This window comes from Bradyrhizobium sp. B097 (genome assembly GCF_038957035.1).
In the GTDB taxonomy this organism is placed as follows: domain Bacteria; phylum Pseudomonadota; class Alphaproteobacteria; order Rhizobiales; family Xanthobacteraceae; genus Bradyrhizobium.
On sequence record NZ_CP152412.1, the window covers coordinates 6,625,414 to 6,649,400 of the forward strand.

Below are 23,987 nucleotides of genomic sequence, written 5' to 3' on the forward strand. Positions count from 1 at the left end.
CCGTGGTTGCACCGACGATCATCGTTCGTTCATGACTGACTTCGTCACGCGAAAGCTGCACGACATCCTTGGTCCCCTCCAGGCGCGGCGATGGCGTGAGCGGCACGCCCGCCGATCTGTTTTAATTTGATCTCAGAATGTGATCACAATTTTGTCTTGTCAAGCGCTTAGTGTCGGCTCTGTGCGCTCGTTTTTCGTGCAGCTATCGGCTGGAGTGATGAAAGCCTTGCGCGCAACAACCATCGGATATTGCGATACATTCCATCGGGGCATCGTCGACGCGCGCCTCGCCTTCCTATTGCGGTGCATAAAAAATGCGCTCAATGCGCGTCAACATGACTGCCGATTTCTGATTTTTAGTATCGGGTCGCAAAGATACTGGGCAGGGAATTTTCGATTGCAGCGCGCGTGAGGTTGCGCGCGATAAACACCAGCCAGCCGCGTGGAGAGCCTTCCGGCCATCGCGGCAGGTATTCCGGGGGATAGACGACGTGCTGGACGCCGTGAATGACGACTGGCCGCTCATCGCCCTTGACTGGCAACAAGCCCTTGACGCGGAGAATGGATTGGCCGCGCGCAGCCAGCAGCAATTCCAGCCACTCGACGAAGGCTGGCCATTCGACCTCTCCCGGCACCTCGACGGTGAAGGTCTTGATGCCGTGGCTGTGCACCCCCTGTATGGATCCGTGAGATGTTCCGAGATGCTTCGGGTTTTCCCCATGATCGAAGACGTCGCGCGCGGGCGCCATCGCGCCCTTGCTCGACGTCAGCGACCGCACTGAAGGATTGACCCGGGCAATTTCGACCTTGAGCGCGTCCACCTGCCAAGGCTCGACAAGCTCCGCCTTGGTGATGACGACGCAATCCGCCAGCGCGACCTGCTGGGCCGCTTCCGCGAAGTTCTGGATGCTATTGCAGCCGCTCACACCATCCACCGTCGTGACGATGCTTCCGGCGCGACAACGATGCAGCAACTCGGGGGCGCTCATTACGGCATGGATGATAGGCGCGGGATCGGCGAGGCCAGTGGTTTCAATCACGACCTGGCGGAAGGGCGCGACATTGCCGGAACGGGCCATTGCCAGAAGATCGGCCAGGGTCGATATCAGGTCGTCGCGCACTGCGCAGCACAGGCACCCCGACGACAGCAGGACCACGTCCTCGGTGACTTCCCGCACCAGGAGGTGGTCGAGTCCGACCTCGCCAAACTCGTTGATGATGACCGCGGTATCGGCGAGGCTCGGCTCATCGAGCAGGTGCCGGAGAAAAGTCGTCTTGCCGCTCCCCAGAAATCCCGTCAGCACATGAACCGGGATCCGCGCATCGAGGGAGGAAGCGGCAGGCTGCATGGTTCAGCTAACCTCGAAGATTGCGTCGACTTCGACGGGAACGTTGCGTGGCAATGAGCTGCATCCGACGGCGGCTCGCGCGTGACGTCCTGCCTCACCAAACACCTCGACCATCAGGTCGGAGGCTCCGTTCAGAACCTTGGGATGATCCTTGAAGTCGGGCACCGCGTTGACGAAGCCGCCGAGCCTAACAACGCCGACCACCCTGTCGAGGCTTCCGTCAAGAGCCTGCTTGACCTGAGCGAGGATGTTGATTGCGCAAAGACGGGCAGCCGCCTGACCTTCCTCCACCGAGAAGTCCGAGCCGAGCTTGCCGGTGTATTTGTCCTTACCGTCTTCGCTGGGGACTTGTCCGGAGATGTACAATTGGCTGCCCACCTTGCGCGCGGGAACGTAGTTGGCGCTGGGGGACGCGGTTGCGGGCAGACTGATGCCCAATCGAGCCAGATTCTGTTCGAACGTTCCTGCCATGACGTGGCGCTCCTGATTTCTAGTTCTCTAGTCCTCGAACTGCAGCTCCATACCTTGCGCGAACGGCAGCTCGATTCCTTGCGACCCGGCGATACTGAGCAAAGCCTTGCAGGTCGTGCGGATGTCCTGGATAGTTCCGCGCTTGACGGCGGTGGCATTGCCCTCCTTCAGTCCGGCCAGGATATCCGCGTGGTGCGACGCGCTCCAAGGCATCGAAGGGATCAGCAGCGACATGTACATGGTCGGTCCGAACTGCAACCAAAGCGACTCGATCAGCAGCGTGAGCGTCTCCGATTCCCCAGCCTGGTAAAGTGTGAAATGAAACTTCTGATTGAAGGACAGGCAGTTCAGGATGTCGCGCTTGGCGATCGCCTGGAGCAATTGCTTATTGATCGACGTCAGTTCATTGACTAGGGCAGGCGTCGCCTTCTTGGCGGCGAGCTCGGCCGCCGAACCTTCCAGCAGCTCCCTTACCGAGAAAATGTCGCTGAGCTTCTCCGGGCTAAGCCGTGGCACACGCACCGAGCCTCCCTTCGTCTCCTCCAATGCATTGGCGGCGACGAGCTGGCTGAGAACTTCGCGAACAGGCATTGGGCTCGTACCGAGCCCTGCCGCCAGCTTGCGCAGGCTCATGACTTGGCCGGGAACAAAGGCCCCCACCATGAGGCCTCGGCGCATATAGTTCAGCACACGTTCGTAGATGTGACCGCGCTGCCGCTTGCGTTCCTCGGTACCGCCTTCGCCAACTTCGTTTTTTTCGGTCCGCATCTCCCCATCTCTCTTTCTTTGAAAGCACGCCGCCGGTCTGCGTCTTCGGGCATCGAGCCCGCCCCGTCCCGGGAGAAGACGTTTAGCTACTGCGTCCTTGTGATCTGATCTTGTGATCAATAGCGGATTCGGAATTGAGCGGCAACCGCACCGGTCGTAACGATTGCTTGTCGGCAAGCCTGGGTTGATTCAGGCCTGCCGGCCGGCACAAAAGACATTGGCAAAGCCTTCCGTCCGAAAGCGCGGGGATCAGGCGGTCGCCCCCGCCTGGTAAAGCTCCACCTTGGTTCCATCCGGATCGGCGATGTAGATCGTCAAGCCGTAAGGCCCATCGTGCAGCTGATCATAGTAATGCACGCCGGCCTTCTTCAACTTTGCATCGAGCGCGCGCACGTCGTTGACCTCAAAAGCGATGTGGTCGAGCTGGCGATGGTCTTTCGTCTTTCCGTTGATCAGCGCGATGCCCTGATGGAATGCTATGAAGGGCCGCCCATCCGCGAGCGGCTTGGCCGGCCTGACCGTAAATCCCAGTTGATTGGTGTAGAAGTCGACCGACTTGTCGATGTCATTGACCATGATCAACTGATGCCCGTAGTTGGTGACCCGCGGCTTCATTTGCTCGCCGATCCAGTCGATAACGTCGGACGACGGCGCAACTTCGCAGAAGTATTGCTTCCAGACCTGCTTGGCGGTCGCTTCCCAGTCTGCATTGACGCCTGACACGCAGTCGTCGACCGCGATCACGTCGAAATCGCGGAGGTAGGCTTCGCGAATGGTCGTTTCAACGCAGGCGTTGGTGGTTGCTCCGGTGACGAAGAGATGCTGTGTGCCCAGCATCTTCAGCATCATCTCCAACCGGGTTTCGTAGAATGCGCCGAAGCGGTGCTTGCGGATCACGAAGGACGGATTGAACTCGGCGAGCGGCTTCAGCTCGTCGATGATCTCCTCATCCCAACTGCCCGCGAGCGCGGACACCTGCTTGCGCCGGGCGGTATGACCGAGCAGCTTCTTCCTAGCGCGGTTTTTGTCGACGGCAAAGTGCTCCTGCATGGTCCAGATGACGGGAATGCCGGTCTCCTGGCATCGCTTGATCAGCTTTGCCAGCGGCGAGACGATCGTGGACAGCCGCTTGGTATCCACCCCGGAAATGCCCAGCGTGCCCTTTTCATGGATGAAGGCGTTCTGGAGGTCGATGACCAGCAGTGCCGACTTGCGATAATCGAGGGTCTCAAGGCTCATTTTTTGTCCTCCACCATGTCAATTCCGAGCACGCCGGCGCGGCCCCAGCTCTCCTTCGGTGTTTCATGGATCACGACATGCAAATGGTCCGGCTTGCACGCGGCCTCCTCGACCATTGCCGTGGTGATGGCCTTCACAAGTCTGCGCTTCTGCTCGACCGTACGGCCTTCCCACATTTCGACGATGACAAACGGCATTAAGTCTCTCCTCCTTTTTCGGCGGCCAGGCCGCCTGATGCCCAGGCGGGCGCGGCAAGCGAGAAGCCCGTAACCAGATCGTTGTTCGTCCGGTCGGCACCGCTGAGCAGCCATAGCGGACGGTTGGCGTAGTTGATCAGAACCTGCTCTTCCATGCATGCGCGGTGCGCTGGATGCAGCGGGTTTCGATCGAAATGGCTGGTGCCCGGCAACAGTCTGATCACGTAGATCGGATCCAACGGATCGTGCCTGTCGAGCACACTCTCGTGCACATCATTCAGACTGATGGCCTTGGGCCGTGGGTCGGCTCCACCGACACCGAGCACGACGATCGCTCCGGCGAGTGGGGTGACTGGCCAATAGCGACCTTCCTTCTTCTCGCGCAGGAAATCCGTATATTTGCGCGCTTCCGTGAACAGCTCGCTGTCCCACAGGATGATGTCCGGACCCAGGACGCTACGTGCTTCATCCACGACAGCATCGCTCTCGCAAATGCTCAAGAACGTCCACGGATCGGTGAAGCCGATGGCATGCCCCCAGGGGTTATGGAGTCCCGACAACCTCTCCTGACGGATCGCGTCCTTCCGCGCCAGGATCCCGGCGACCGCTTCGCTCACCGATAGTTGGCCGGGCATGAGCGGCTCCCGCCCCGCCAACTCCAGCCGGTGAAGGTCCGTGCCCGTCATGACGGTCGGGTCACACACCGGCCGCGACCGAAGCCGTTTTCGGCGACAGCCCCATTTTCATAGATGACCTCGCCGCGCGCGACTGTCAGCACGGGCCAGCCCTTGAGCTTCCATCCCTCGTAAATGCAGGTGCCCTTCCCGATGTGTTTGACCGTGCGCTCCTCATCGAGGTCGACGAGCACGAGGTCGGCATCGAAACCGACTTCAATATGACCCTTGCGCGGCCAGAGGCCGAAGCGGCGAGCGGGGTTGAAGGAGTTGAGCTCGACAAGCCTGCTCAATGGCAAACCGCGCTGATGGACGCCGAAGTGCAGCATCAGCGACAGCTCCCACGGGAAGCTCACCACGCCCGGGAATTCGGTCCATAGATTCTCGAGCTTCTTGGGCAGGAACGGAACGTGGTCTGTTCCAAGGCTGTAGACCGAGCCGTTCAGCATGCCCTGCCAAAGCCCCTCGAGCTCATTACGATCACGAAGCGGTGGCGAGATCTTGGCGCGCATGTCGAGGTCTTCGTCATAGCAGGTGCGGGTGAGGTAATGCGGGCAAGTCTCGACCGTGACGTGCACGCCGCGCGCCCGTGCCTCGGCGGCGAGCACCGGCCCCATGCCGACGGAGGTGTGGACCAGATGAAGCGAGCAGCCGGTCTTCTCCGCAAGAAAGATCATGCGACGAATGGTCTCCACCTCGCAGAAGGCGGGGCGGGACTCGGTATAAGCGCCAAGATCCTGACGGCCGGTGGCTGAAATCTCCTTTTTGATCCAGGAGGCGATCTGCGTGTTCTCGCAATGCACATTGATGACGCCGCCCGGGACTTTCGCGAGGATCCGCATGGCGGCATAGACCCAACCGTCGGTCGCCGGCACGATGCCGATCGGATTGTCCGGCTCGTAACCGAAATAGCACTTGAAGGATCTGACGCCGGTCTTGGCGATCACCTCGGGGATCTCAGCGATGTGTTCTTCACGCTGGATACCGAAATGAAAACCGAAATCGATTAGCGAGTTTTCTTCGCCGATCGCCTTACGCTCCTCGTAGAACGGCAGATAGGATTCCTTCAGGTTGCGAATATAGAGAAGCGCCGTCGTTACACCGCCGGAGGCCGCGGCCGCCGTCTCGGTCCGCATGTCCTCGGCGAAAGGAAACTTCACGCCGAGATGACAGTGCGGGTCGATCACCCCCGGCATCAATACCCGGCCCTCGGCGTCGATCGTGCGCTTTGCATCCGGAAGAGCGTCATCAGCTCCCGTCAATACGATTTTTCCATCCATTGCCGCAACGCCGCCGCGGAACTCTCCGTCGTGGCGCACGACCCGCGCATTCTTGATGACCAGGTCCGCTTTCATGATCTTCGCTCCAGTATTTCCTCGATCCGGCGACTGATGCCGGTCCACTGACTCCGACCGACGGTGATCGGCGCACGCGCGCCCATGCCGCGAGCCCAGAGAGCTTTCAGCCCCAGCTCGGCGGCCGCGTCCCGATCGATGGTTCCGGGAGGCGCTGCGACATCGACCAGCAGTGCATGCTTTGGCAAAAGAGCTAGTTGCTCGCGCTCGAGCAGTCGTTTCGGAACGCTGCCGATGACGATATCGGTGCTGGGCAGAATTGCCGGCAATTGTTCGAGCGTCAGCGCTTCGGCGCCCGCTGCATAGGCTGCCGCGCGCTGAACCGGGTTGCGCGCCGCGACATGAACATGGGCCCCGAGAGCGACCAGCGTCTTTGTCAGCAGCGATCCGATCGTGCCTTGCCCGACCAGGCAGACGTTGGATTTATGGATGGTGATCTGCGTATTCTCAATGATCACCCTCAGCACGCCCTCGACGATCGCCGGCCCGCGCAGCAGCATCAGGTCGACGTCCCATTCGTACTCATGCAGCGTGATACCGAGCGCTTCGGAATGAGCCTTGAGGTTGCGGTCCGCCCAACCGAGTATGATGTTTGCGGATGGCCGCATGCCGGCCAACATCTCGCGCGTTGGAATGATCTTTTCCGGGCACTTCGGTGCAAAAAGCGCGCCTTCCGCACTGATGCCCGGAATTGGAAAGAGCGCTATGTCAGCCCCCTTCAAGGCGTCGGCGGCGTCGGAAGCATGATAGACGCCCTCGATGCCCTCATCAGGCCACGGGAAACCGTACGCCCGAACGACGGCTCCAGCCCTCACGGCGCAGCGGGCGATCTCCTGTTCGCGTGCGTCGCCGGCGACTATGGCGATAACCGTGTTCTGCCAACTCATGGGGCCCTTACCTTCTCGATGAGCTGATCCCTGGACATACCGGAGATACCCATCGCTTCCGCAGTCCGCCCGCCAATCCGGAAGTCTGTTCCGACCGCGGCCTGCGCGAGGCGATAGAGCGAGGTCGCCACCGGCACATCTACCCCGGCGATCCCTGCAAATTCGATGAAGGGCAGCAGGCCATGGCCGAAATCCTCTTTGTAGTAGCGGGACTCGAGCGAGTCCGGCCCCTTGATACGGCGATTGGCCTCGCCGCCGGCAATCGCGGCGGCGTAATCGGTAACGTCGACCACATCGGCCTCGACCGTGCCGAGCAGCTTCATCTCTTCGATCAGGTTCGGCAGTTCGTGCCCGAATGCCCGGGCGACTGCCAGCCGCTCATCGTCCAGTTGCCGCATCACCCGGGCGACGCCGGGCGTCATTGCGTCGACGTAGAACGTGAAGCTGCCGCCGGTCGCTTCCACCCAAGCGGCAGCCAGCACCGCGCCAGGTGGATGCAGGATCATGTTGACGTTGGAAAGGTCGGAGGCGATCACGTCGGCTACAGGTACCACGCCCGGATACAGTTTTGCCGCGACCTCCAAGGCTTCCGCGCCTCCCTTGAGAGCCGCAGCCTTCAGTTGCTTCGCCCGACCGCTGACGGTCACAGCATCGGGGCGGTATTTGCGCGCGACATAGGTGAGCGTGGAGAATTCCGCCACCGGCGGCACTGCGCAGCCGGTGCGCGAATAGGTTTCCGCGAACTCCAGTGCCCCGCCGGTGTGACCAGGATTGAGCACGACGGGCCTGTTCGACGGCCAGCCGGCCTTGGCGAGTGCCTTGGCTATGGCCGAATGCGAGAACGTCGGAAGCGCGACCACCGCTACGTCCACCCCGGAGATGGCTGATTTGAGATCGGTCGTGATCAGGGCAGGCTTGGCGACCCCCTCGCCGAGCTTTCCGTCGAACGCAACACCGCCGAGCCTGAGATGCGGCTCGAGCGTTTCGGCCGAACGCCCCCAGAAGTGAACGGAGTGGCCCGCCTGAACCAACTCCGCGACCGAGGCCGCGCCGCCCGCCCCCGCTCCCAGTACAGCAACCTTCATTCTGGCCTCCGCAGATCCGAGCGCAAGGGCACCTCCTGAGATATATTTTGATCACAGAGTATGATCACATACGCCATTGTCAAGCTGAACGAGCGCTCGCCCACGGAGGGGTGCCCATGCATCCGCAGCAACGGACACATGGTCCGGGCGTCCGGCAACGGCGCGAAGGCCAACGCCGTGAATCCGTTCATGCCGTTTGCTCCGCGTCCAGGCGGAAATGCTCCATACGACCGGCAGTTATTTCGCCGGCGACGCATTCGGCGACCATCTCCGCCGTCGCGGCCGAAACCGTCCAACCCAGATGACCGTGGCCGGTGTTGTAGAAGACCCCGGGCATCCTGCCCTTCCCGACCCGCGGCATCATATTGGGCATCATCGGACGCAGCCCAGCCCACGGCACGACGCGATTGGTATCGACGGACGGGAACAGCGTTCGCGTCCAGTCGACCAGCGGCTTGATGCGGTCGTGGCGTATGTCGCGGTTCATGCCGTTGAGCTCTGCGGTGCCCGCCACGCGAAAGCGCGCGGCGCCCAACCGGCTGGTCACGATCTTGGCGCCGTCATCAAGCAGGCTCACCCAGGGGGCGGCCTTTTGACTCCGCTCGTCGTCGAGATGCACGGTGATCGAATAGCCCTTCACCGGATAGATATTCAGGCGATCACCGAGCATCGCAGCCAAGTTGCGACTCGCCGATCCGGCACATACGACGACGCCATCGGCCTCGATGATCTGATCGACCAGGCCCTGATCGCCGCAAGACGCCTCATACGAATGTGCGATGCGATAAACGCCGTTCCGATCGATCCGCCTCACCGTGGCGTCAAAGATGAAGCGGACACCTCGCTGCTCGCATACCTTGGCAAGTCCGTAGGTGAACTTATGGATGTCACCGGTGGAATCCGACGGGGTGTAGAAGCCGCCGAAGAAATCGCCATGCAGGGTTGGCTCGATCGACTTCACCTCCGCGGCGGTGACCGGACGACGGTCCAGGCCCCCGTCCACCAGAATCGCATTGACCTTCAATGCATGCTGGAAGCTGGCCTTGTCCCGATAGATATGCAGGATACCGCGACGTTCGTGATCGAAGTCGATGTGCTCGCGCTCAGCAATTTCGAACAGGTGCTTGCGCGCGGCAATGGCGAGCCGCACGGTCTCGATCGTATTGCTGCGATATTTTCCGATGTTGTAGACGAATTCCCCGAGCCAGGCATATTTGTGCCAGGTCGGTGCAGGATTCATCAGCAGCGGCGCATCGCGCTTCAGCATCCACTTCACTCCCTTGAAAACCGTCGACCAGCTATTCCAGACCTCGGCATTGCTCGCCGATAGCTGGCCGCCATTGGCGAACGACGTCTCCATTCCGGCATAACGCTGCCGGTCGATCACCGTGACGGAATAGCCGCGATTGAGAAGGGAATAGGCAGTGGTGACGCCGGTGATACCAGCGCCGATGACAGCGATATGGGGCATTACTCTCTCCGCGATAGAAATTGGGAGCGGACCGAAGCCCGCGGCTCATCCCCAATCTGTCGCTGTACCTGAGAGATTAGCCACGGCGGCTTGGCCGGTGCGGCGGTCCCCTTCGGTGGGCACTCGCAGTGCCACTCTCCAGATCGTTCAGCTGCATGGTCACCTTTGCCTGAGAGTTTCCTGGGGGTTGCTCCTTCGGCGCCGGCCAATACCGCCACGGCGGCGACCGGTCTCTCCCATGCAGCCTCTTGAACGCGTGAATTCTTTGGCTGCCATGCGCCTCCGCCATGGAAGGCGAGCTATCAATTCCCTCCGTCGTACAGAGTGGTGGTTGTTTCAACTTGTTCCTCATGCAGACCGGCGCGCTCGACCGCTGCCGCGGCAAGTTCGCGAGCCTTACGCCGAATCTCTGCCTCGTCGACGCCCTGCACCTTTCCATCGGCGTACAGCACCTTGCCGTCGACCCAGGTCTGGGCGATCGAAGCGGTCGACGCCGAGAACACCAGGGCTTGCAGTGGGTCGTGGAACGGCGTCCACTCCACGTGGTCGAGATCAAAGAGGATGAGATCAGCCTTCTTGCCGATCTCCAGCGAGCCGATCTCGTCGTCCCACATCAACGCCCTCGCGCCTTCGATGGTCGCCGCACGCAGGGCCTGGCGCGCCGTGAAGATATCCGGTTGCAGGCGTGCATCCTTGAACATGCCTGCGACGATCAGCATTTGCCGCATCAGATTCATGTTGCCTGCGGCCGACACCCCGTCGGTGCCGAGTCCGACTTTCACGCCCGCCTTCACCATCTCCGGATACTTTCCGATGGCGGTTGCGCCCTTGCCAAGCTTGAACGACGAACACGGGCAGAAGGCGACACTGGCGCCACGGTCGGCAAGCAGGCGGACTTCGTCGTCCGACACTGCCGCGCCATGGGCGATCACCAGGTTCTTCTGGATGCCTCCAGCCCTGTCGATGCGGGTGATCGGCCATGCGCCATACTTCTTCTCGCAGACCCTCGCCTCCTCGATCGATGTTGCAAGGTGGTAGGTCGTGCCGACGCCCAGCCTTTCGGCAAGCTTCACGGCGCCGACATGAAGTTCGAGGCTGCACGGCTCCTTGCCCTCGATGTTGACCCAGCAGCGTGCGCGGCCGTCGAGTGCACCGTTGTAGCGAATGACACAGTCCTCAAGGACCTTGAGCGCCGCTTCGGCGTTCGGGAAGAAATGATGATCGACCATTTCCTTGGTCCAGCCACGAGGAAGCTCCGGCGGAGGATTGTCGGCGGCATGCCGCCCGGTGATGCCGCGAATGCCCACCTTCTCCATCGCGCGAACGACGATTCCGGGATCGTATTGCGATCCCATATCGAGGAAGCAGGTGGTGCCACAACGCAGCATCTCCGTGACGCCGAGCAGCGCGCCCCAATATTCGTCCTCTTCAGTGATGTGAGCGTAAAACGGCTTGGCCCAGTGGAAGACCCAGGCACGGGTGTTGAGATTATCCGGAAATACCGCGCGCGACAGCGTCTCCGAAAGATGGACGTGGCTGTCGACGAAGCCGGGGCAGGCGCCGAGCATCCTGCCGTCAACCACCTTGTCGAAGCTGACGCTCTTCTGCCGCGCCGCCACTTCCCTAGCAGGGCCAATATCGGAAATGCGATCGTTCTCGATCACCAAGCTGGCATTGCGCAGGACCGTATCGTTTTTGTCGACCGTGAAAGCGAAGTTCAAGTCCTTGATCAGTGTGCGCATGCCTTCACCCAATACTTGCTTTCACGGACTGTATGCCCCGCCGTGACGACGAGCAGTTTCGGCAGCGCTCGACCGGGCGAAGCCTGTCGTCCGGTCGTTCGCGGCCAAGGACCGCCGTCAGGCGACCGCGGCCCTCTTCATAGCGCCGCCTTTCTTGGCAGTGCCAGCGGGAATCAACCGATCGGTGTCGGCGTAGTCGGACAGCAACTCGGAGCCGTTGGCGGTTACCAGCAACATATCCTTGTTCTGCATGCCGAAGCCATAGCCGGTGTCGTAGCAGAGCGGCTCGAAACCAAGCACCATGTTCTCCTCCAGTGGCGCGTCACTCCCGGGCTTGCCCAACACTGGCGTCACTCCGAGATAAGGATCCTCGTGGAGGTGCAGCCCGATGCCATGTCCGACGAACGAAATCGGCGGCAGATTGAGCTTGCTCAGCTTTGCGATGAACGCGTCGTAGATCTCGCGACAGCTCGCGCCGGGTTTCACCTTCTCCATGATCTCGTACTTGCATTCGACCAGATGCGCCCAGATCTTTTCGGCCATGGGCGGCGCCTGGCCGACCACGGCAGTGCGGCAGACCCCCGCCTGATAACCATCGATCACGGAGAAGATTTCCACGCGGCACACATCGCTGCGCTTCAAGATGCGCTGCGACGGGCCGACGTTGGGCAACACGCTGCGTTCGCCGGTCGCCACGATCATCAGCTTGAAGTGATCGGCCCCCAGGGAATACACATTGCGCGTGAGGTGCCCGGCGATGTCCATTTCCGAGTCTCCCTCATCGACCACCCCGAGCGTATCCGTTATCGCCTGATCGGCGATGCGGGAGAGCTTGCGCAGCAGCGCGATTTCCTCCGACGTCTTGATTTGACGAAGCCGCGCCAGGATCGGTTCGGCACGTTCGAACTTCGCCGCTGGCATGGCCTTGATCAGCCGAGCAAAATCACCGGCCGGCAGGTAGTCCATCTCGAGCCCGATGCGAGCCTGACCGAGACCGAGACCGGCGAGCTGATCGGCGAGCACGAGCATCGGATCGTCGCTGAACTCGGCCCAGATGCGCGTTGGCACGTCCGGTTGGCGGCGCTTGATCGTCGAGGCTTCCATATCGACGCCGAACAGGGCCTTTCGGCCGTCGGCGGTGACGATGGTCATGGCATGACGGTGACGGATGAGAGGTTGCGAGGGAACCACGAACCCGGCGGTATAGGAGAAGTTCTCCGGCGAGGAGCAGATGATGGCATCGAGCCCGTACCGGGACATTGACTCGACCTGCTTCGCGACGATTTCTGCCCGCATGATTTCTCCTCTTCTCTCCAGGCTTCTTTGTTCCGCGCTCAATCACGCACGCGGTATTTCTCGATTTTCTTGAGGTCGACATCGACGCCCATCCCAGGGCCGGATGGAACCACGATCGCGCCATCGACAACCTTCATCGGTTCGACGAGCAGATCGTCCTTGTAGTAGATGCCGCCAACCTGACCGTGCTGGAACTCCGCCGGCGTCGAAACCGGAATGACGCAGGACAGCGTGACGGATGGCGACGCTGCTGCGAGCTGGACGTTGGCCAAGTTACCGACACCCGTCTCGATCGAGCCGTTGACGTTGCAGATGATACCTGCAGCGCGGCACACCGCGCCGACCTCCATCGCCTTGTACAGACCGCCGGCCTTTGTCGTGTAGATGGACACGATCTGGATCCCGCCGGACCGGACAATCTGGATCGAATCATGAGCGTTCCACGCCGACTCGTCGGCCATCACCGGCGCGTCGATGCGACGACCGACCTCGGCAATGCGCTCGATGCCCATGACCGGCTGCTCGACATATTTCAGCCGGTTCTTTTCCATTCGGCGAACGACCTGGACTGCCTCCCCCGGCGTCTTGTAGCCTTCGTTGGCGTCGACGCAGATTTCGACGGCATCGCCGGCGACCTCGCGCACGGCGTCGACCATGGCAACGTCGCGGTCGGGTTCGACCCCGATTTTCACCTTGATGGTCCGCACTCCCTCCTTGACCAGCTTGGCGACCTCAAGGCGGGCCTCTTCGATCGAGATCAGGCCAATGGAATGCGTCACCGGCACACGATCGCGCGACTTACCGCCGAGCAGGGTGGAGACGGGAACGCCGAGCCAGCGACCAGCCAAGTCGTAGGCGGCAAACTCGACGGCGGCCTTGGAATAGGGATACCCCCTGATGATGGCATCCATTCGCACATGCAGTTCGGCGATATTGCCGAGCTCGACGCCAACAACGGCGGGCCCGAGATAGGTGTCGATCACGGTACGGGTGATAAGCGCGGATTCACCGAAGTAGCGCCCGAATTCACCGCCCCAATCCTTGAGTGCCGGCGCTTCGCCCCAACCGACGCGGCCATCGCTATCCACCATCTTGACGATGACATATCGGCCGATCACCTCGGTCAGACCCGCCCATTTGTGCTCGCGTCGCGTCGGCAGTTGGACAATCAATGTTTCGATGGATTTGATCGTGGGCAAACCGGCCTGCCTTCTCTTGTTGTCGCCAACTCGGTTCGATATACTGACTTGAGATCAGCTAATGTGATCACAGTTTATGATCATGATACAAGAAGATCAAGTGCCCTGATGGCGAATTATCACCAATGGGGGTGGAACGCGGAAAGCTCGCGGCCTGGGGAGGACCGAATTGACGATCGTCGAAGCAACCAACTACTTCGCCAAAGATGGCCACGGGCCGGCGGTCCTCCAACAACGACGAAGCGCGACTGCCATCAGGTGCGCACTGGGGCTGGATCCCGGAGAAATCTTCGTTCTGCGCGAAGGCAACGGGCCCGACGTCAGATGGGAATGCCGGTTTCCTTCTCGCAAAGCCTATGAGGCCGACCTTGCCGCTCGCGCCGGCTCTGAGGCATTTGCCGAAGCACGCAGGACGATGCATACGCTGCTCGAACGGTTCGAGCGCCATATCTACGAGATTGACGACGGCCGCTGAAGGGACGTTGGTCGCACCGCCCTAGCGTCCGCCACCGCGCTGAACCATCGCCGCTCTCCAGTCTCGAACGACTAAGGATCGGCCTTTAGCTCGCACGGCGAACTATCGAAAATCCCGATATTTCGCATTGGAAATACTGATTTTTAAAACTTCTCCAACGATGGGACCTTTCGCCGACCGCCTTCGACAAACGGAGCAAGGGGAGCCCATGCCGTTCATTCAAAACACCTGGTACGCGGCCGCATGGTCGAGTGAAATCACCCGCAGCCTGCTGCCGCGGACGATCGCCAATGAGAACATCGTCTTCTACCGCACCGAAGCCGGTAACGTCGCCGGTCTTACCGACCGCTGTCCGCATCGTTTCGTCCCGCTGCATCTCGGACGCCTCAAAGGTGACATCGTAGAGTGTGGCTACCACGGACTGTGCTTTGATCAGACCGGCGCATGCACGCTCAACCCACATGGCGACGGACTGATCCCCCGGGCCGCCAAAGTCAAAAGCTACAAGATTGTCGAGAAACATGGCGTCGTGTGGCTTTGGCTTGGAGAAGCCAGCAAGGCCGACGAATCGTCGATCGCGGACTTCAGTATCCTGACGAACCCGAAGTTTCGCACGGTTTGCAGCTATCTCCACGTCCAGGCGAACTATCAGCTCATTTCCGACAATCTGCTCGATCTGAGCCATGGACAATACGTGCACCCGATGTTCAAGAACGCGGAAGGGCCGCCACGGTTCGAAGCCGAAAAAGATGGGCAATCCAACGAAGTCTGGGCGAAATTCTCGCGTCCCAATCAATTGCCCAACAACTATTTTCAGATGCTCGGATATCCAAAGGATCAGCGAGGAGACCATCGCAACTTCATGCGGTGGAACCCACCGTCTCTCCTCCTGCTCGACGTGGGCATGACGGGCGTCAACCGACCAGTCGAGGAAGGAATTTCGATTCCAACCTCGCACCTGCTCACGCCGGAAACCGAAACGTCGTCGCACTACTTCTGGGCGATGTCCCGTGATTTTCGCCAGGACGAAGACGACCTCAGCCAGGAATTGCTGAGGGTCGGCGTGGCCGTTTTCGACGATGAAGACAAGCCGGTCATCGAGGCTCAGCAGCGCGCGGTGGACACGAGCGATCTCATGTCGCTGAAGCCGGTCCTTCTGCACACCGACGGACCAGCAGTGAGAGCACGGCGGATCGTGGAAGCTCAGCTGCAGGCTGAGCACGGCTAGTCGGCTCGCAAACCCGGCGACAGGAAGAGATCCGGTCGCCGATCGGGCCGTCCAATTTTCTCCCTGACTTGGCCGCGGCTTGGTGCCCGCGGCCATTTTTTTGGCGCATCGGCGAGAGGAGAATGCAAGGACGCCGCCGCAGTCCTTTTTTCAACCTCCCCACTCCGGAGGCTGATTGTTGGACCATTCACACGGGGATTCAAACGCGATAGTTGCTCTGCGCTAGATTTCGAGGACTATCTCGTCGGACAACGAGCGTGAGCAGCAGATGGCAATCCGATCATTCGTCAGCTTCTCGGCGGCAGTTTGAAAGCTATCCCTGTGCTCAGGCTGACCTTTGAGCACCCGTGTCAGACACGTTCCGCATATTCCCTGCTCGCACGACAGATTTACGCTTATTCCATTTTCTTCGAGGACTGCCGCGATAGATTTTTCACCGGTAACCGTGAGCCTCCGGCCGCTTCGTGAAGCAATGACGGTGAACGAGTTCCCGCCCTTGACATCCCCACCCGAAAAACTCTCGGTATGCAGCCTTTCGTCTGGGCAACCTGCTTTTCTCGCGCCAGACACCGCAAAGTCCATGAAGCCTTTGGGACCGCAGACGTAGACTCTCGCTTGCGAAGAACCGAGCCGAAGATCTCTCTCGGGCAGAAAGCGCTGCTCTGCCGGCCCGTCGTCGACATGCAAGCGAAACCTGTTCGCAAACGGCGCCGCCGCGATTTCGGCGAGGAATGGCGCGCGATCCAAGGAACGAACGCACAAGTGAAGATCGAAGTCCGCGCCAAGCGTCTGCAGCCTGTACGCCATCGACAGAAGCGGAGTAATCCCGATCCCTCCCGCGAGAAGTATCGCACGCCCACCGTCCTCAATGAGCTCGAAATTATTGCGGGGCCGCCCGATCTTCAGGCTCATTCCTTCATGAAGGTTCTCGTGAACGGCCTTGGATCCCCCTCTTGAATTTGCGTCCTTCAGTATAGCAAGTCGGTAGTAGCTCGAATCAGATGGATCACTGCAAAGGGAATACTGGCGAACAATTTTGTCCGACACATAGACATCGACGTGGGCACCGGCAGAAAAGCGCGGCAATACATTAGAAGTCGCCGATTCAAGCTCGATGCCTACAATATCGGTCGCGATGCAATGGACCTTGCGAATCCGCACTTCCATCGCATTTTCTGCATCGACCATTGTATCAACAGCCCAAAACGCGTTATCAAGACCTAAGCCCATTGCCGGATTCGGCTGGCTAGAGGGTTTGATTCTATTCAACTCAACAGCATCGCGGAAATCGATTTCCTGGAGCCGAACTATCGGCCTGGTCGATAATACGCACCCAATCACCAGCAAATAGCTATTCGGGAACCTGCCCTGAATCATCGAGATCACTGGTTTACGATGCGACCTGCGAGGCTCCGCCTGCCGCTAACGGGCTCAGCAGAGCGAACAGAACATCGAGCGCTAAGTCGACCCCCGCCGATGCTGTGCCGCTTCATCCGCGACGCCAAGGCGGCGAAGCCGCTTGACGCGAGACGGCGCCACCCTATGCAGCCCGGATATTAGCAACAAGACGTTCGACATCGACCAGTAGTCCGGCAGATTGCTTGCTGAGTTCCTCGGCGGAACGAAATACATGATGCGCGGCAGCACCGGTCTCAGTGGCCATTTGATTCACGCGCACAATGTTGTCCGAGACCTGATTCGTGCCTCGCGCAGCCTCCTGTATGTTGCGGGCGATCTCTCCAGTCGCGTCTCCTTGTTGCCGGATGGATGAGGCAATAGCCGTCGTGATTTCATCGATTGAGACGATCGTGCGACCTATACGCTCGATCGCTTCGACCGCTTCCGACGTCGTGCTCTGCATTGCTTGTATCTGGGCGGAAATTGCTTCAGTTGCCTTGGCAGTTTGTCCGGCAAGCGATTTTACCTCGTTTGCAACCACCGCAAAGCCACTTCCAGCATCTCCTGCACGCGCGGCCTCGATGGTTGCGTTGAGGGCCAACAAGTCGGTCTGACCGGCGATATTGCTGATCAACTCGACCACGTCCCCGATCTTTTGTGCTGCGGCTGACAGCCCGTGCACGACGTCGTTGGTACGTTTCGCTTCATCCATTGCCTGCGAGGCAATCTCGGTTGAGCGAGCCACCTGGCGGCCGATTTCATGGACGGATGCGGAGAGCTCCTCTGTGGCGGCGGCGACCGTTTGGACATTGGCCGATGTCTGTTCAGCAGCGGCCGCGACGGTCGTGGCCTGCCCGCTGGCCTCCTCGGAGTTGGTCGACATGCGCTGCGACGTGGTATGCATGTCATGAGCGGCCTTCGCGAGCGCGTCGAGCGATCTCCTGACCTCGCTCTCGAATTCGTCGGCTATCTTGCTGACGAATTGTCTCTTCTCGATTTCGGTCTGCCGCTTCAATTCGTCCTGGGCTTCACGCAGCCGAACTGTCTCGTTCATGCTTTCCTTAAACACCTGGACGGATCTAGCCATGGCCCCAATCTCATCCTTTCTGTCTCGCGCGGGAATGGCCACGTCGGTCCTGCCATGAGAGAGCTCAAGCATCGCCGCCGTCATACCTGCGAGCGGCCTGGTTACGTTGCGGCTAATCAGAAGCGACACTCCGACCACGAGCACGAGAATGGCGAATACAAGACCTCCGACGCGTCGAGCCTCTGTCCAGAATATCTGATCGATGTCGTCAATATAGAGGCCGCTGGTCAAAACCCATCCATATATTGGAACCTCAGTTCCATAGGTCAGCGTCGGCATCGGCTCGCTCCCGCCAGGACGCGGGAATTTGAAGGCGACAAAGCCACCGCCGCGGCCAGCTGCCGCAACTGCTTCGCGCACGAAGTAGACGCCGTTGGCATCCTTCGACTCCGAGATATCTTTCCCTTCCAAAGCTTGCTTGGGATGTACCTCCAAGACACCTTTGCTGGTCATGGCGTAGAATGGATTGTCTTTGTCGTAATGCAAGCTGCGCAGTAGCAACTTCGATCGTTCAAGCGCCTCCTGTTCTGACAAGCCAACCTTCCGCGCGGCTTGATAATCGGATTCAATCGTCGTTCGAGCGAGCAGCACCAATTCTTTCACCTTCGCTTTCCTATCCTCCAGCAGAACGCCCTTCAGGGTCGATAGTCCGATACCTGCGATACCGACCATGCCGAAGACCGACAGCAGAACAATGACTAAGAGCTTGGTTGAGATTCGCAAAGATCCAAACATGTGAACCATTCTTCCCATCGAGGCGTCAGTGGCGGGCGTTTCATCATCGACTGGGAAGCGAGAGCTTCCTAGTTTGGACGAGTTGGGCTGTTGAAGAAGTTTGCAAGACTGCATGGCCAGACGAACGTCGCCGTTTCGCCATCGTGAGAATGATTAGAATAAGGCGGCATCAGGTGAACGACCTCGCGCAGGGAGGAAGACGCGGACGCCACAATCACGACTAAACACGTCTTCGGGAGAGCCTAAGGGACCTGATAGGTCCGCGCGACGTCGCCGTCACGGCCGGGATGCTCTGCCGATGATTTCATTCGTCGGTGGTCGCACCTCCGGGCCGACCGACGAGACGGCTCCTAACCAACGACATTGGCACCTTTCCGGGTAGCCGCAATAGACGATGGTTAGTCAACATATTTGCTGCACCAACGATATCGAGACGCCTACTTCGTCAGCAACTCATTGGTGTAGAAATCGGCAAGCGGCTTGGCCGACTCGAGATGCTCCGTCGCCGACAATAGACTTAGCGCATCCGATATCGTCTTGTCCTTGATCCAGCCAACGGGCTTCCCTTGCTCCGAGGCCATCGTTTCCGAGGTTGCGACGATCTGTGCCTTTATCAGCTCGTCGGAAGGAGCAGCACTCCACGCCTTCTTCAGCGCGGCGGTTGCCATCGCAGGCTCTGATCTCGTCAACTCGATTGCTTCCGCGGTCGCGGCGAGAAAGCGCCTGAGCAGATCTGGCTTTTCAGCAATTCCCTTGTTGCTCGCAACGACCGCCAATCCGGGGACACGGAGACCAAATTTCGGCAGGTCCAACACGGCAAACTTTGTGCCGGTCCGCTCTTCGACCAGAGGGAGATCGACGTTTGTATAGACGGAGATGAGATCGACGCGCTTTTGAATGAACTGGGCAAACCTGAGCTGTGGGTCGAGTTGAACCTTGTTGATCTTGTCGCAGCTTATCTTGTTCAAGACACAAAAGACATCGAGGTACGTTGTGGCGGGATCCCCGACGGAGATCGCGAGCGACCTGCCCTCCAACTGCGCCGGCGTCGTCACCTGCTTGTCAGGCCAGGAGATGAAGGCCATTGGGGCTCGTTCCTGGTATATCGCCGCGAGCTTGACGGGCATTCCCTTTTCGATTGCCGAAATGGCGAATATCGCCGGCACGACCACAACATCTTCGTTGTCTCGTACAAGCCCACCGAGTGCGGCTTGCGCGCCCGCACCTTCTCCGAGGACGACGTCAATTCCGTTCTTCTGGTAGAGGCCCTTCTCCTTGCCGAGATAGAAGAAGCCGTATTCGCCCTTCAGTTTCCAGCTAAACCTGACGTTTACCGTATCCGACGCCCGCGCCGCCGTCGTCAGGGATGACGCAGCGATCGAAACGGCAATGAGAAGCTTGAACAGTTTCGGCATTGGTGCCTTCCTCTTTGCTGCGTGGAACCAGCGGCCCCGGATCGCTGAACATCCCGTTGCAACCACAAACTTGATCTAATATTGTGATCACATTTGGTTCATGTCAAGCGGCGTGCTCGCTGCTACAGGCACAAAAGCCCAATGGCCGGCCGCGTGTCGGATACACTCATGCCAGGGATAGGAGGTCCGTCCTCCCGATAATGCCATGGAAACCCCAAAGAGGACACCCATGCGATTCCGGCACCTGGATATGAACCTGCTCGTCGCGCTGGACGCGATCTTGACTCACCAGAACATATCGCGGGCGGCCGAACGATTGTTTCTGAGCCAGTCCGCAACCAGCGGAATCCTGTCCAGACTGCGCGAACACTTCGAGGACGAGTTGCTCGTACGACGCGGTCGCCAAATGGCTCTGACGCCTCTCGCGGAAGAATTGACCGGACCGCTCAGGGCCATTCTGACCGAAACGGAAAAACTCCTGGCAATGCGAAGCTCTTTTGATCCGGCGACATCCGAGCGGCAGTTTACGATCGCGTGCTCCGACTACGTCTGGGCAACTCTCATCGTTGATATCTTGGCTGAGTTGCGCAATACGGCGCCCTCGGTGGATATTTTCTACCAGGGTCCAAGCACCCGCTTCTTTCGTACGGAAATCGATTTCCTGATTGTTCCCGATCGCTTCATGTTGGAGGATTGTCCGTTCACTGCCCTCCCTTCGACGAGTTACGTGTGCATCGTGTGGCAGGACAACGAGACTGTCGGAGACAGCCTGACACTCGACCAGTTTCTCGAGATGCGCCATGCACAGGCTTACAGCGAGCGGACGACGTTCATAGAGACTTGGTTCTTCAAGCAATTTGGTCGAGCTCCGCGAGCGGGGATCACTGCACCAAGCTTCACGCTCATTCCGGAAGCCATCATCGGGACCCGCTTCATAGGGCTGATACCCGCAGACTTGGCAGAGCGGGCTGCGACCATTCTGCCTATAAGGCAAGTGCAAGCTCCCATATCCCTGCCGCTGATGACTGACGTCCTTCAGTGGCGTATCTCGCATGAGAGGGATCCCGGGCTACAGTGGTTGCGAGCCTTGATCCAGGATGTCGCAAGCCGACGACACAATCGTCTGACGGCGCGCTCTTAGGGAGATGCTCGGAGCCCTGCGCCGAGCGCTCCCGACGCTGGCGTGAACCTGTTTGCGACTTGTCTCCAGGAAAACGTAGGATTGATCGAATAGCTGGCCTCATGGCATGAGGACCACATTCCTGGTTACTGAGCGAAGCTACGCCAACTGTTCGTTGTGCCGCGATACATCCAAAGCAAGAGCCACTCATCGCCAGTCTTGACCTCCTTGTCATAGGCGTCGATGCTCAGATCGGCCACCCTTGCGACAAGCTCCTTCTTCTGGATCTTGCGCGATGGTGTGCGCGGAAAATCGTCGAGGTAGGCAATGTAGCGAGGGATCTTGAATTATGCGAGCCGCTGTTCGCAATGCGCGACCACCCACTCGGGCGGTACGTCGGCCCTTGTCACGCCTTCGCGCAATTTGAGATATGCCTTCACTTCCTCGCGCCGCAGAGGATCAGACACGGGCCCGACAGCCGCTTCCTCTATGTCAGGGTGGTCGCGGAGCGCTGCCTCGACCTCGATCGCCGCAATGTTCTCGCCGCCGCGCCTAATCACGTCCTTGATACGCCCAACAATGAAGTAGCAGCCATTCTCGTCGCGGCGGAAGAGATCGCCGGTGCGGAACCAGCGGCCGCGAAAACTCTCGCGATTCGCCTCAGGGCGCTCATAATAGCCCCAGCAGTCGTTCTCTAAAAGCAATGCTTTTCGCCAAGCATTCGCCGTCAACTTTCACGGCAAGCGTGATGTGTCGTCGGCCGCTTTGCTCCAACCAAGTTCCTGCTGTGATACCCTCGCTTTATGATGTCCTGGCGGATTTTTTCGCTGACCAACCGCACTGCTCGTTTCTTCTTTTTCCAATTGCCACTTAACTGCGTCGGCACACGCGCGCCTTGCGGCACAACCAGGAGGTCATTTTTCCCGTTGACATAGACATCGAACATTCGACCCTCACTCCAAGCGGCCAGCACTCTCATATGCCCGCGCGGGCTGATTTTCGAGACTGGGAACTCGTTTCGACCGGGCTTTATTCCAACTTATCTCAACATCGTCCAGATAGTTTGTCTTACAACTCTCGTCAGTATTTTTCGACATTCGTGCACATTGAGATGCTGGCCAGCCCACATCGACGCCTCTAATCTCATCACACCGTTCGTCGCCAAGGCGCGGTGCCCTTCGTCGGCATGGAATAGTTCTGATGAGCCGGTAGTGATGACTGCGGCTCAAGCGAAATGCTCCGGGGGGAGACATATGATCGATCGACGAGACCTGCTCAAAGGAGCAGGCCTTGCCGCCATCGCGGCCACACTCAATTCCGCCAAGGCGCGGGCACTCGACACCGTCACTCTGCCCTTCGCCAATGGCCAGCGGCCGCTGGTGAAATATCCGCAGAAGCGGCCGATGATCGGGCTGACCAGCCGACCGCCGCAGCTCGAGACGCCCTTCGCCTTGTTCAACGACGGTCCGATCACGCCGAACGATGCGTTCTTCGTCCGCTACCACCTCTCGGACCTGCCCTACAATCTCGACCCCGACAAGTTCACACTCGAGGTCAAGGGCAAGGTCGATAAGCCGTTATCACTGTCGTTGAAGGACATCAGGAAAATGAGGGCGATGGAGATCGTCGCCGTCAACCAGTGCTCCGGCAACAGCCGCGGCTTCTCCGAGCCGCGCGTGGCCGGCGGCCAGCTCGCCAACGGCGCCATGGGCTGCGCGCGCTGGCGCGGCGTGCCGCTGAAGGCGGTGCTGGAGACGGCCGGCGTGCAGGCCGGCGCCAAGCAGGTGACGTTCGGCGGCATGGACGGCCCGGCCAGCGACGAGACGCCGGATTTCGTCAAGGCGCTCGACATCGATCACGCCACCGACGGCGAGGTGATGCTGGCCTATGGCATGAACGGCGAGGACCTGCCGTTCCTCAACGGCTTTCCGCTGCGCCTGGTCGTGCCCGGCTATTACGGCACCTACTGGCTCAAGCACCTCAACGAGATCACTGTCATCGACAGCGTCTATGACGGCTTTTGGATGAAGTCGGCATACCGCATTCCGGACACGCCAAACAATGCGGTCGAGCCCGGTACCGCGCCGAAGGCGACGATCCCGTTCAACACGCTTCACCATCCGCTCCTTCGTCGCCAGCGTCGCCGACGGCGCCAGGCTGAAGGCCGGCAAGACGACGCTGCGCGGCATCGCCTTCGACGGCGGCAAGGGCATCAAGGAGGTCCAGGTCTCCACCGACGGCGGCAGGACCGGGACCAATGCCAGGCTCGGCGAGGATCTCGGCAAATACGCCTTCCGCGACTGGAAGCTGCCGGTGAAGCTCGCGGCCGGCCAGGTCGAGCTGAAAGTCCGCGCCACCGGCAATGGCGGCGAGACCCAGCCGGACGCGCCGCGCTGGAATCCGGCCGGTTACTTGCGCAACGTTGTCGAAACCACGCGCGTCACCGTGGCCTGAGGAGGAAAACCATGCAACGGCCTGTTCTCCTCGCCATCGCAGCCGCCTCCGGCCTTGGCTGGCTTGCGGCCGGCCCAGCCTCGGTGACCGCGGCGCCCGTCAATTACAAGACCCCCGGACGAGACTGCTATCTTCAAGCCCGGACCCAATCTCGAGGTGGTCCAGGGCAATTGCACGGCCTGTCACTCGTCCGACTACATCAACACGCAACCGCCGATGAATGACAAGAAGACCTTCTGGCGGGCCGAGGTGACCAAGATGATCAAGGTTTACGGGGCTCCCATCGACGATGCCGACGTCGGCAAGATTGTCGACTATCTGGCCGCGACGTATTGAGTCCGG

The 23,987-nt window shown here is 59.9% G+C and carries 21 protein-coding genes, 2 pseudogenes and 1 riboswitch; of the genes and pseudogenes, 5 read left to right on the forward strand and 18 right to left on the reverse strand.

From position 1 onward, the window contains the following. Window positions 1–356: 356 nt before the first annotated feature. The 13 genes from AAFG07_RS30640 to AAFG07_RS30700 all read right to left on the reverse strand — a co-directional run bounded on the left by AAFG07_RS30640 (window position 357) and on the right by AAFG07_RS30700 (window position 13,733). Complete coding sequence (locus AAFG07_RS30640) at window positions 357–1,349, reverse strand: GTP-binding protein (RefSeq protein ID WP_342723482.1); 993 nt, start codon at window positions 1,347–1,349, stop codon at window positions 357–359. Window positions 1,350–1,352: 3 nt separating this feature from the next. Then, a complete protein-coding gene (locus tag AAFG07_RS30645) occupies window positions 1,353–1,820 on the reverse strand; it encodes a RidA family protein (protein ID WP_342723483.1) in 468 nt (155 codons plus the stop codon). Window positions 1,821–1,847: 27 nt separating this feature from the next. Then, on the reverse strand, window positions 1,848–2,588 hold the full coding sequence (locus tag AAFG07_RS30650) for a GntR family transcriptional regulator (RefSeq protein ID WP_342723484.1): 741 nt from the start codon (window positions 2,586–2,588) through the stop codon (window positions 1,848–1,850). Between the two features lie 249 nt (window positions 2,589–2,837). Beyond that, window positions 2,838–3,827, reverse strand: a complete 990-nt coding sequence (locus tag AAFG07_RS30655; RefSeq protein WP_342723485.1) for an isochorismatase family protein — start codon at window positions 3,825–3,827, stop codon at window positions 2,838–2,840. Further along, window positions 3,824–4,024: a 2-hydroxymuconate tautomerase gene (locus AAFG07_RS30660; RefSeq protein WP_342723486.1), complete on the reverse strand. Its 201-nt coding sequence runs from the start codon at window positions 4,022–4,024 to the stop codon at window positions 3,824–3,826. Before AAFG07_RS30660 ends, AAFG07_RS30655 begins: the two co-directional genes overlap by 4 nt. Beyond that, a complete protein-coding gene (locus tag AAFG07_RS30665; protein ID WP_342723487.1) occupies window positions 4,024–4,659 on the reverse strand; it encodes a resolvase in 636 nt (211 codons plus the stop codon). The genes AAFG07_RS30660 and AAFG07_RS30665 overlap by 1 nt, the downstream gene beginning before the upstream one ends. A gap of 47 nt (window positions 4,660–4,706) precedes the next feature. After that, complete coding sequence (locus AAFG07_RS30670) at window positions 4,707–6,053, reverse strand: amidohydrolase family protein (protein ID WP_342723488.1); 1,347 nt, start codon at window positions 6,051–6,053, stop codon at window positions 4,707–4,709. Continuing rightward, window positions 6,050–6,940: a dipicolinate synthase subunit DpsA gene (locus AAFG07_RS30675; RefSeq protein ID WP_342723489.1), complete on the reverse strand. Its 891-nt coding sequence runs from the start codon at window positions 6,938–6,940 to the stop codon at window positions 6,050–6,052. Before AAFG07_RS30675 ends, AAFG07_RS30670 begins: the two co-directional genes overlap by 4 nt. Beyond that, window positions 6,937–8,025 carry an NAD/NADP octopine/nopaline dehydrogenase family protein gene (locus AAFG07_RS30680; protein ID WP_342723490.1) on the reverse strand — a complete coding sequence of 363 codons (1,089 nt, stop codon included), beginning with the start codon at window positions 8,023–8,025 and terminating at the stop codon, window positions 6,937–6,939. The genes AAFG07_RS30675 and AAFG07_RS30680 overlap by 4 nt, the downstream gene beginning before the upstream one ends. A gap of 187 nt (window positions 8,026–8,212) precedes the next feature. Continuing rightward, window positions 8,213–9,496, reverse strand: coding sequence for a D-amino acid dehydrogenase (locus AAFG07_RS30685; RefSeq protein WP_342723491.1), 1,284 nt, complete (start codon window positions 9,494–9,496; stop codon window positions 8,213–8,215). Window positions 9,497–9,642: 146 nt separating this feature from the next. Then, a riboswitch (glycine riboswitch) is annotated at window positions 9,643–9,745 on the reverse strand. A 53-nt stretch (window positions 9,746–9,798) separates the two neighbouring features. Then, complete coding sequence (locus AAFG07_RS30690) at window positions 9,799–11,238, reverse strand: amidohydrolase family protein (protein WP_342723492.1); 1,440 nt, start codon at window positions 11,236–11,238, stop codon at window positions 9,799–9,801. Between the two features lie 117 nt (window positions 11,239–11,355). Next, window positions 11,356–12,534, reverse strand: coding sequence for a Xaa-Pro peptidase family protein (locus AAFG07_RS30695; protein WP_342723493.1), 1,179 nt, complete (start codon window positions 12,532–12,534; stop codon window positions 11,356–11,358). A 38-nt stretch (window positions 12,535–12,572) separates the two neighbouring features. Then, window positions 12,573–13,733, reverse strand: a complete 1,161-nt coding sequence (locus AAFG07_RS30700) for an enolase C-terminal domain-like protein (protein WP_342723494.1) — start codon at window positions 13,731–13,733, stop codon at window positions 12,573–12,575. A 169-nt stretch (window positions 13,734–13,902) separates the two neighbouring features. Between AAFG07_RS30700 and AAFG07_RS30705 the strand changes: the two genes are divergently transcribed. After that, the gene (locus AAFG07_RS30705; protein WP_342723495.1) at window positions 13,903–14,208 is read left to right on the forward strand and encodes a hypothetical protein; all 306 of its coding nucleotides are present in this window, start codon (window positions 13,903–13,905) and stop codon (window positions 14,206–14,208) included. 208 nt (window positions 14,209–14,416) lie between these two features. Further along, on the forward strand, window positions 14,417–15,436 hold the full coding sequence (locus tag AAFG07_RS30710; protein WP_342723496.1) for an aromatic ring-hydroxylating dioxygenase subunit alpha: 1,020 nt from the start codon (window positions 14,417–14,419) through the stop codon (window positions 15,434–15,436). A 222-nt stretch (window positions 15,437–15,658) separates the two neighbouring features. Here the strand turns inward: AAFG07_RS30710 and AAFG07_RS30715 are convergent, their stop codons facing one another. The 3 genes from AAFG07_RS30715 to AAFG07_RS30725 form a co-directional block, all read right to left on the reverse strand. Continuing rightward, the gene (locus AAFG07_RS30715; protein WP_342723497.1) at window positions 15,659–16,813 is read right to left on the reverse strand and encodes a PDR/VanB family oxidoreductase; all 1,155 of its coding nucleotides are present in this window, start codon (window positions 16,811–16,813) and stop codon (window positions 15,659–15,661) included. Between the two features lie 163 nt (window positions 16,814–16,976). After that, window positions 16,977–18,665, reverse strand: coding sequence for a cache domain-containing protein (locus tag AAFG07_RS30720; RefSeq protein WP_342723498.1), 1,689 nt, complete (start codon window positions 18,663–18,665; stop codon window positions 16,977–16,979). A gap of 428 nt (window positions 18,666–19,093) precedes the next feature. After that, window positions 19,094–20,071, reverse strand: a complete 978-nt coding sequence (locus tag AAFG07_RS30725; protein ID WP_342723499.1) for an ABC transporter substrate-binding protein — start codon at window positions 20,069–20,071, stop codon at window positions 19,094–19,096. A 250-nt stretch (window positions 20,072–20,321) separates the two neighbouring features. Here AAFG07_RS30725 and AAFG07_RS30730 point away from each other — a divergent pair, with 250 nt between their 5' ends. Then, window positions 20,322–21,212, forward strand: a complete 891-nt coding sequence (locus AAFG07_RS30730) for a LysR family transcriptional regulator (RefSeq protein WP_342723500.1) — start codon at window positions 20,322–20,324, stop codon at window positions 21,210–21,212. A 326-nt stretch (window positions 21,213–21,538) separates the two neighbouring features. Here AAFG07_RS30730 and AAFG07_RS30735 read toward each other — a convergent pair whose 3' ends face one another. Further along, window positions 21,539–21,895: a hypothetical protein gene (locus AAFG07_RS30735; RefSeq protein ID WP_342723501.1), complete on the reverse strand. Its 357-nt coding sequence runs from the start codon at window positions 21,893–21,895 to the stop codon at window positions 21,539–21,541. A gap of 23 nt (window positions 21,896–21,918) precedes the next feature. Further along, complete coding sequence (locus AAFG07_RS30740) at window positions 21,919–22,137, reverse strand: hypothetical protein (protein WP_342723502.1); 219 nt, start codon at window positions 22,135–22,137, stop codon at window positions 21,919–21,921. 307 nt (window positions 22,138–22,444) lie between these two features. On the opposite strand from AAFG07_RS30740, the pseudogene AAFG07_RS30745 reads away from it, so the two are divergent. After that, a pseudogene (locus tag AAFG07_RS30745) lies at window positions 22,445–23,645 on the forward strand (molybdopterin-dependent oxidoreductase). A gap of 11 nt (window positions 23,646–23,656) precedes the next feature. Next, window positions 23,657–23,981 (forward strand): annotated as a pseudogene (locus AAFG07_RS30750) (cytochrome c). Window positions 23,982–23,987: the final 6 nt, after the last annotated feature.

Excerpts from the sequence above, each read along its gene's own strand:
- AAFG07_RS30640 (WP_342723482.1), bottom strand. The coding sequence starts at position 1,349 with ATGCAGCCTGCCGCTTCCTCCCTCGATGCGCGGATCCCGGTTCATGTG.
- AAFG07_RS30645 (WP_342723483.1), bottom strand. The coding sequence starts at position 1,820 with ATGGCAGGAACGTTCGAACAGAATCTGGCTCGATTGGGCATCAGTCTG.
- AAFG07_RS30650 (WP_342723484.1), bottom strand. The coding sequence starts at position 2,588 with ATGCGGACCGAAAAAAACGAAGTTGGCGAAGGCGGTACCGAGGAACGC.
- AAFG07_RS30655 (WP_342723485.1), bottom strand. The coding sequence starts at position 3,827 with ATGAGCCTTGAGACCCTCGATTATCGCAAGTCGGCACTGCTGGTCATC.
- AAFG07_RS30660 (WP_342723486.1), bottom strand. The coding sequence starts at position 4,024 with ATGCCGTTTGTCATCGTCGAAATGTGGGAAGGCCGTACGGTCGAGCAG.
- AAFG07_RS30665 (WP_342723487.1), bottom strand. The coding sequence starts at position 4,659 with ATGCCCGGCCAACTATCGGTGAGCGAAGCGGTCGCCGGGATCCTGGCG.
- AAFG07_RS30670 (WP_342723488.1), bottom strand. The coding sequence starts at position 6,053 with ATGAAAGCGGACCTGGTCATCAAGAATGCGCGGGTCGTGCGCCACGAC.
- AAFG07_RS30675 (WP_342723489.1), bottom strand. The coding sequence starts at position 6,940 with ATGAGTTGGCAGAACACGGTTATCGCCATAGTCGCCGGCGACGCACGC.
- AAFG07_RS30680 (WP_342723490.1), bottom strand. The coding sequence starts at position 8,025 with ATGAAGGTTGCTGTACTGGGAGCGGGGGCGGGCGGCGCGGCCTCGGTC.
- AAFG07_RS30685 (WP_342723491.1), bottom strand. The coding sequence starts at position 9,496 with ATGCCCCATATCGCTGTCATCGGCGCTGGTATCACCGGCGTCACCACT.
- AAFG07_RS30690 (WP_342723492.1), bottom strand. The coding sequence starts at position 11,238 with ATGCGCACACTGATCAAGGACTTGAACTTCGCTTTCACGGTCGACAAA.
- AAFG07_RS30695 (WP_342723493.1), bottom strand. The coding sequence starts at position 12,534 with ATGCGGGCAGAAATCGTCGCGAAGCAGGTCGAGTCAATGTCCCGGTAC.
- AAFG07_RS30710 (WP_342723496.1), top strand. The coding sequence starts at position 14,417 with ATGCCGTTCATTCAAAACACCTGGTACGCGGCCGCATGGTCGAGTGAA.
- AAFG07_RS30715 (WP_342723497.1), bottom strand. The coding sequence starts at position 16,813 with ATGATTCAGGGCAGGTTCCCGAATAGCTATTTGCTGGTGATTGGGTGC.
- AAFG07_RS30720 (WP_342723498.1), bottom strand. The coding sequence starts at position 18,665 with ATGGTTCACATGTTTGGATCTTTGCGAATCTCAACCAAGCTCTTAGTC.
- AAFG07_RS30725 (WP_342723499.1), bottom strand. The coding sequence starts at position 20,071 with ATGCCGAAACTGTTCAAGCTTCTCATTGCCGTTTCGATCGCTGCGTCA.
- AAFG07_RS30730 (WP_342723500.1), top strand. The coding sequence starts at position 20,322 with ATGAACCTGCTCGTCGCGCTGGACGCGATCTTGACTCACCAGAACATA.
- AAFG07_RS30740 (WP_342723502.1), bottom strand. The coding sequence starts at position 22,137 with ATGTTCGATGTCTATGTCAACGGGAAAAATGACCTCCTGGTTGTGCCG.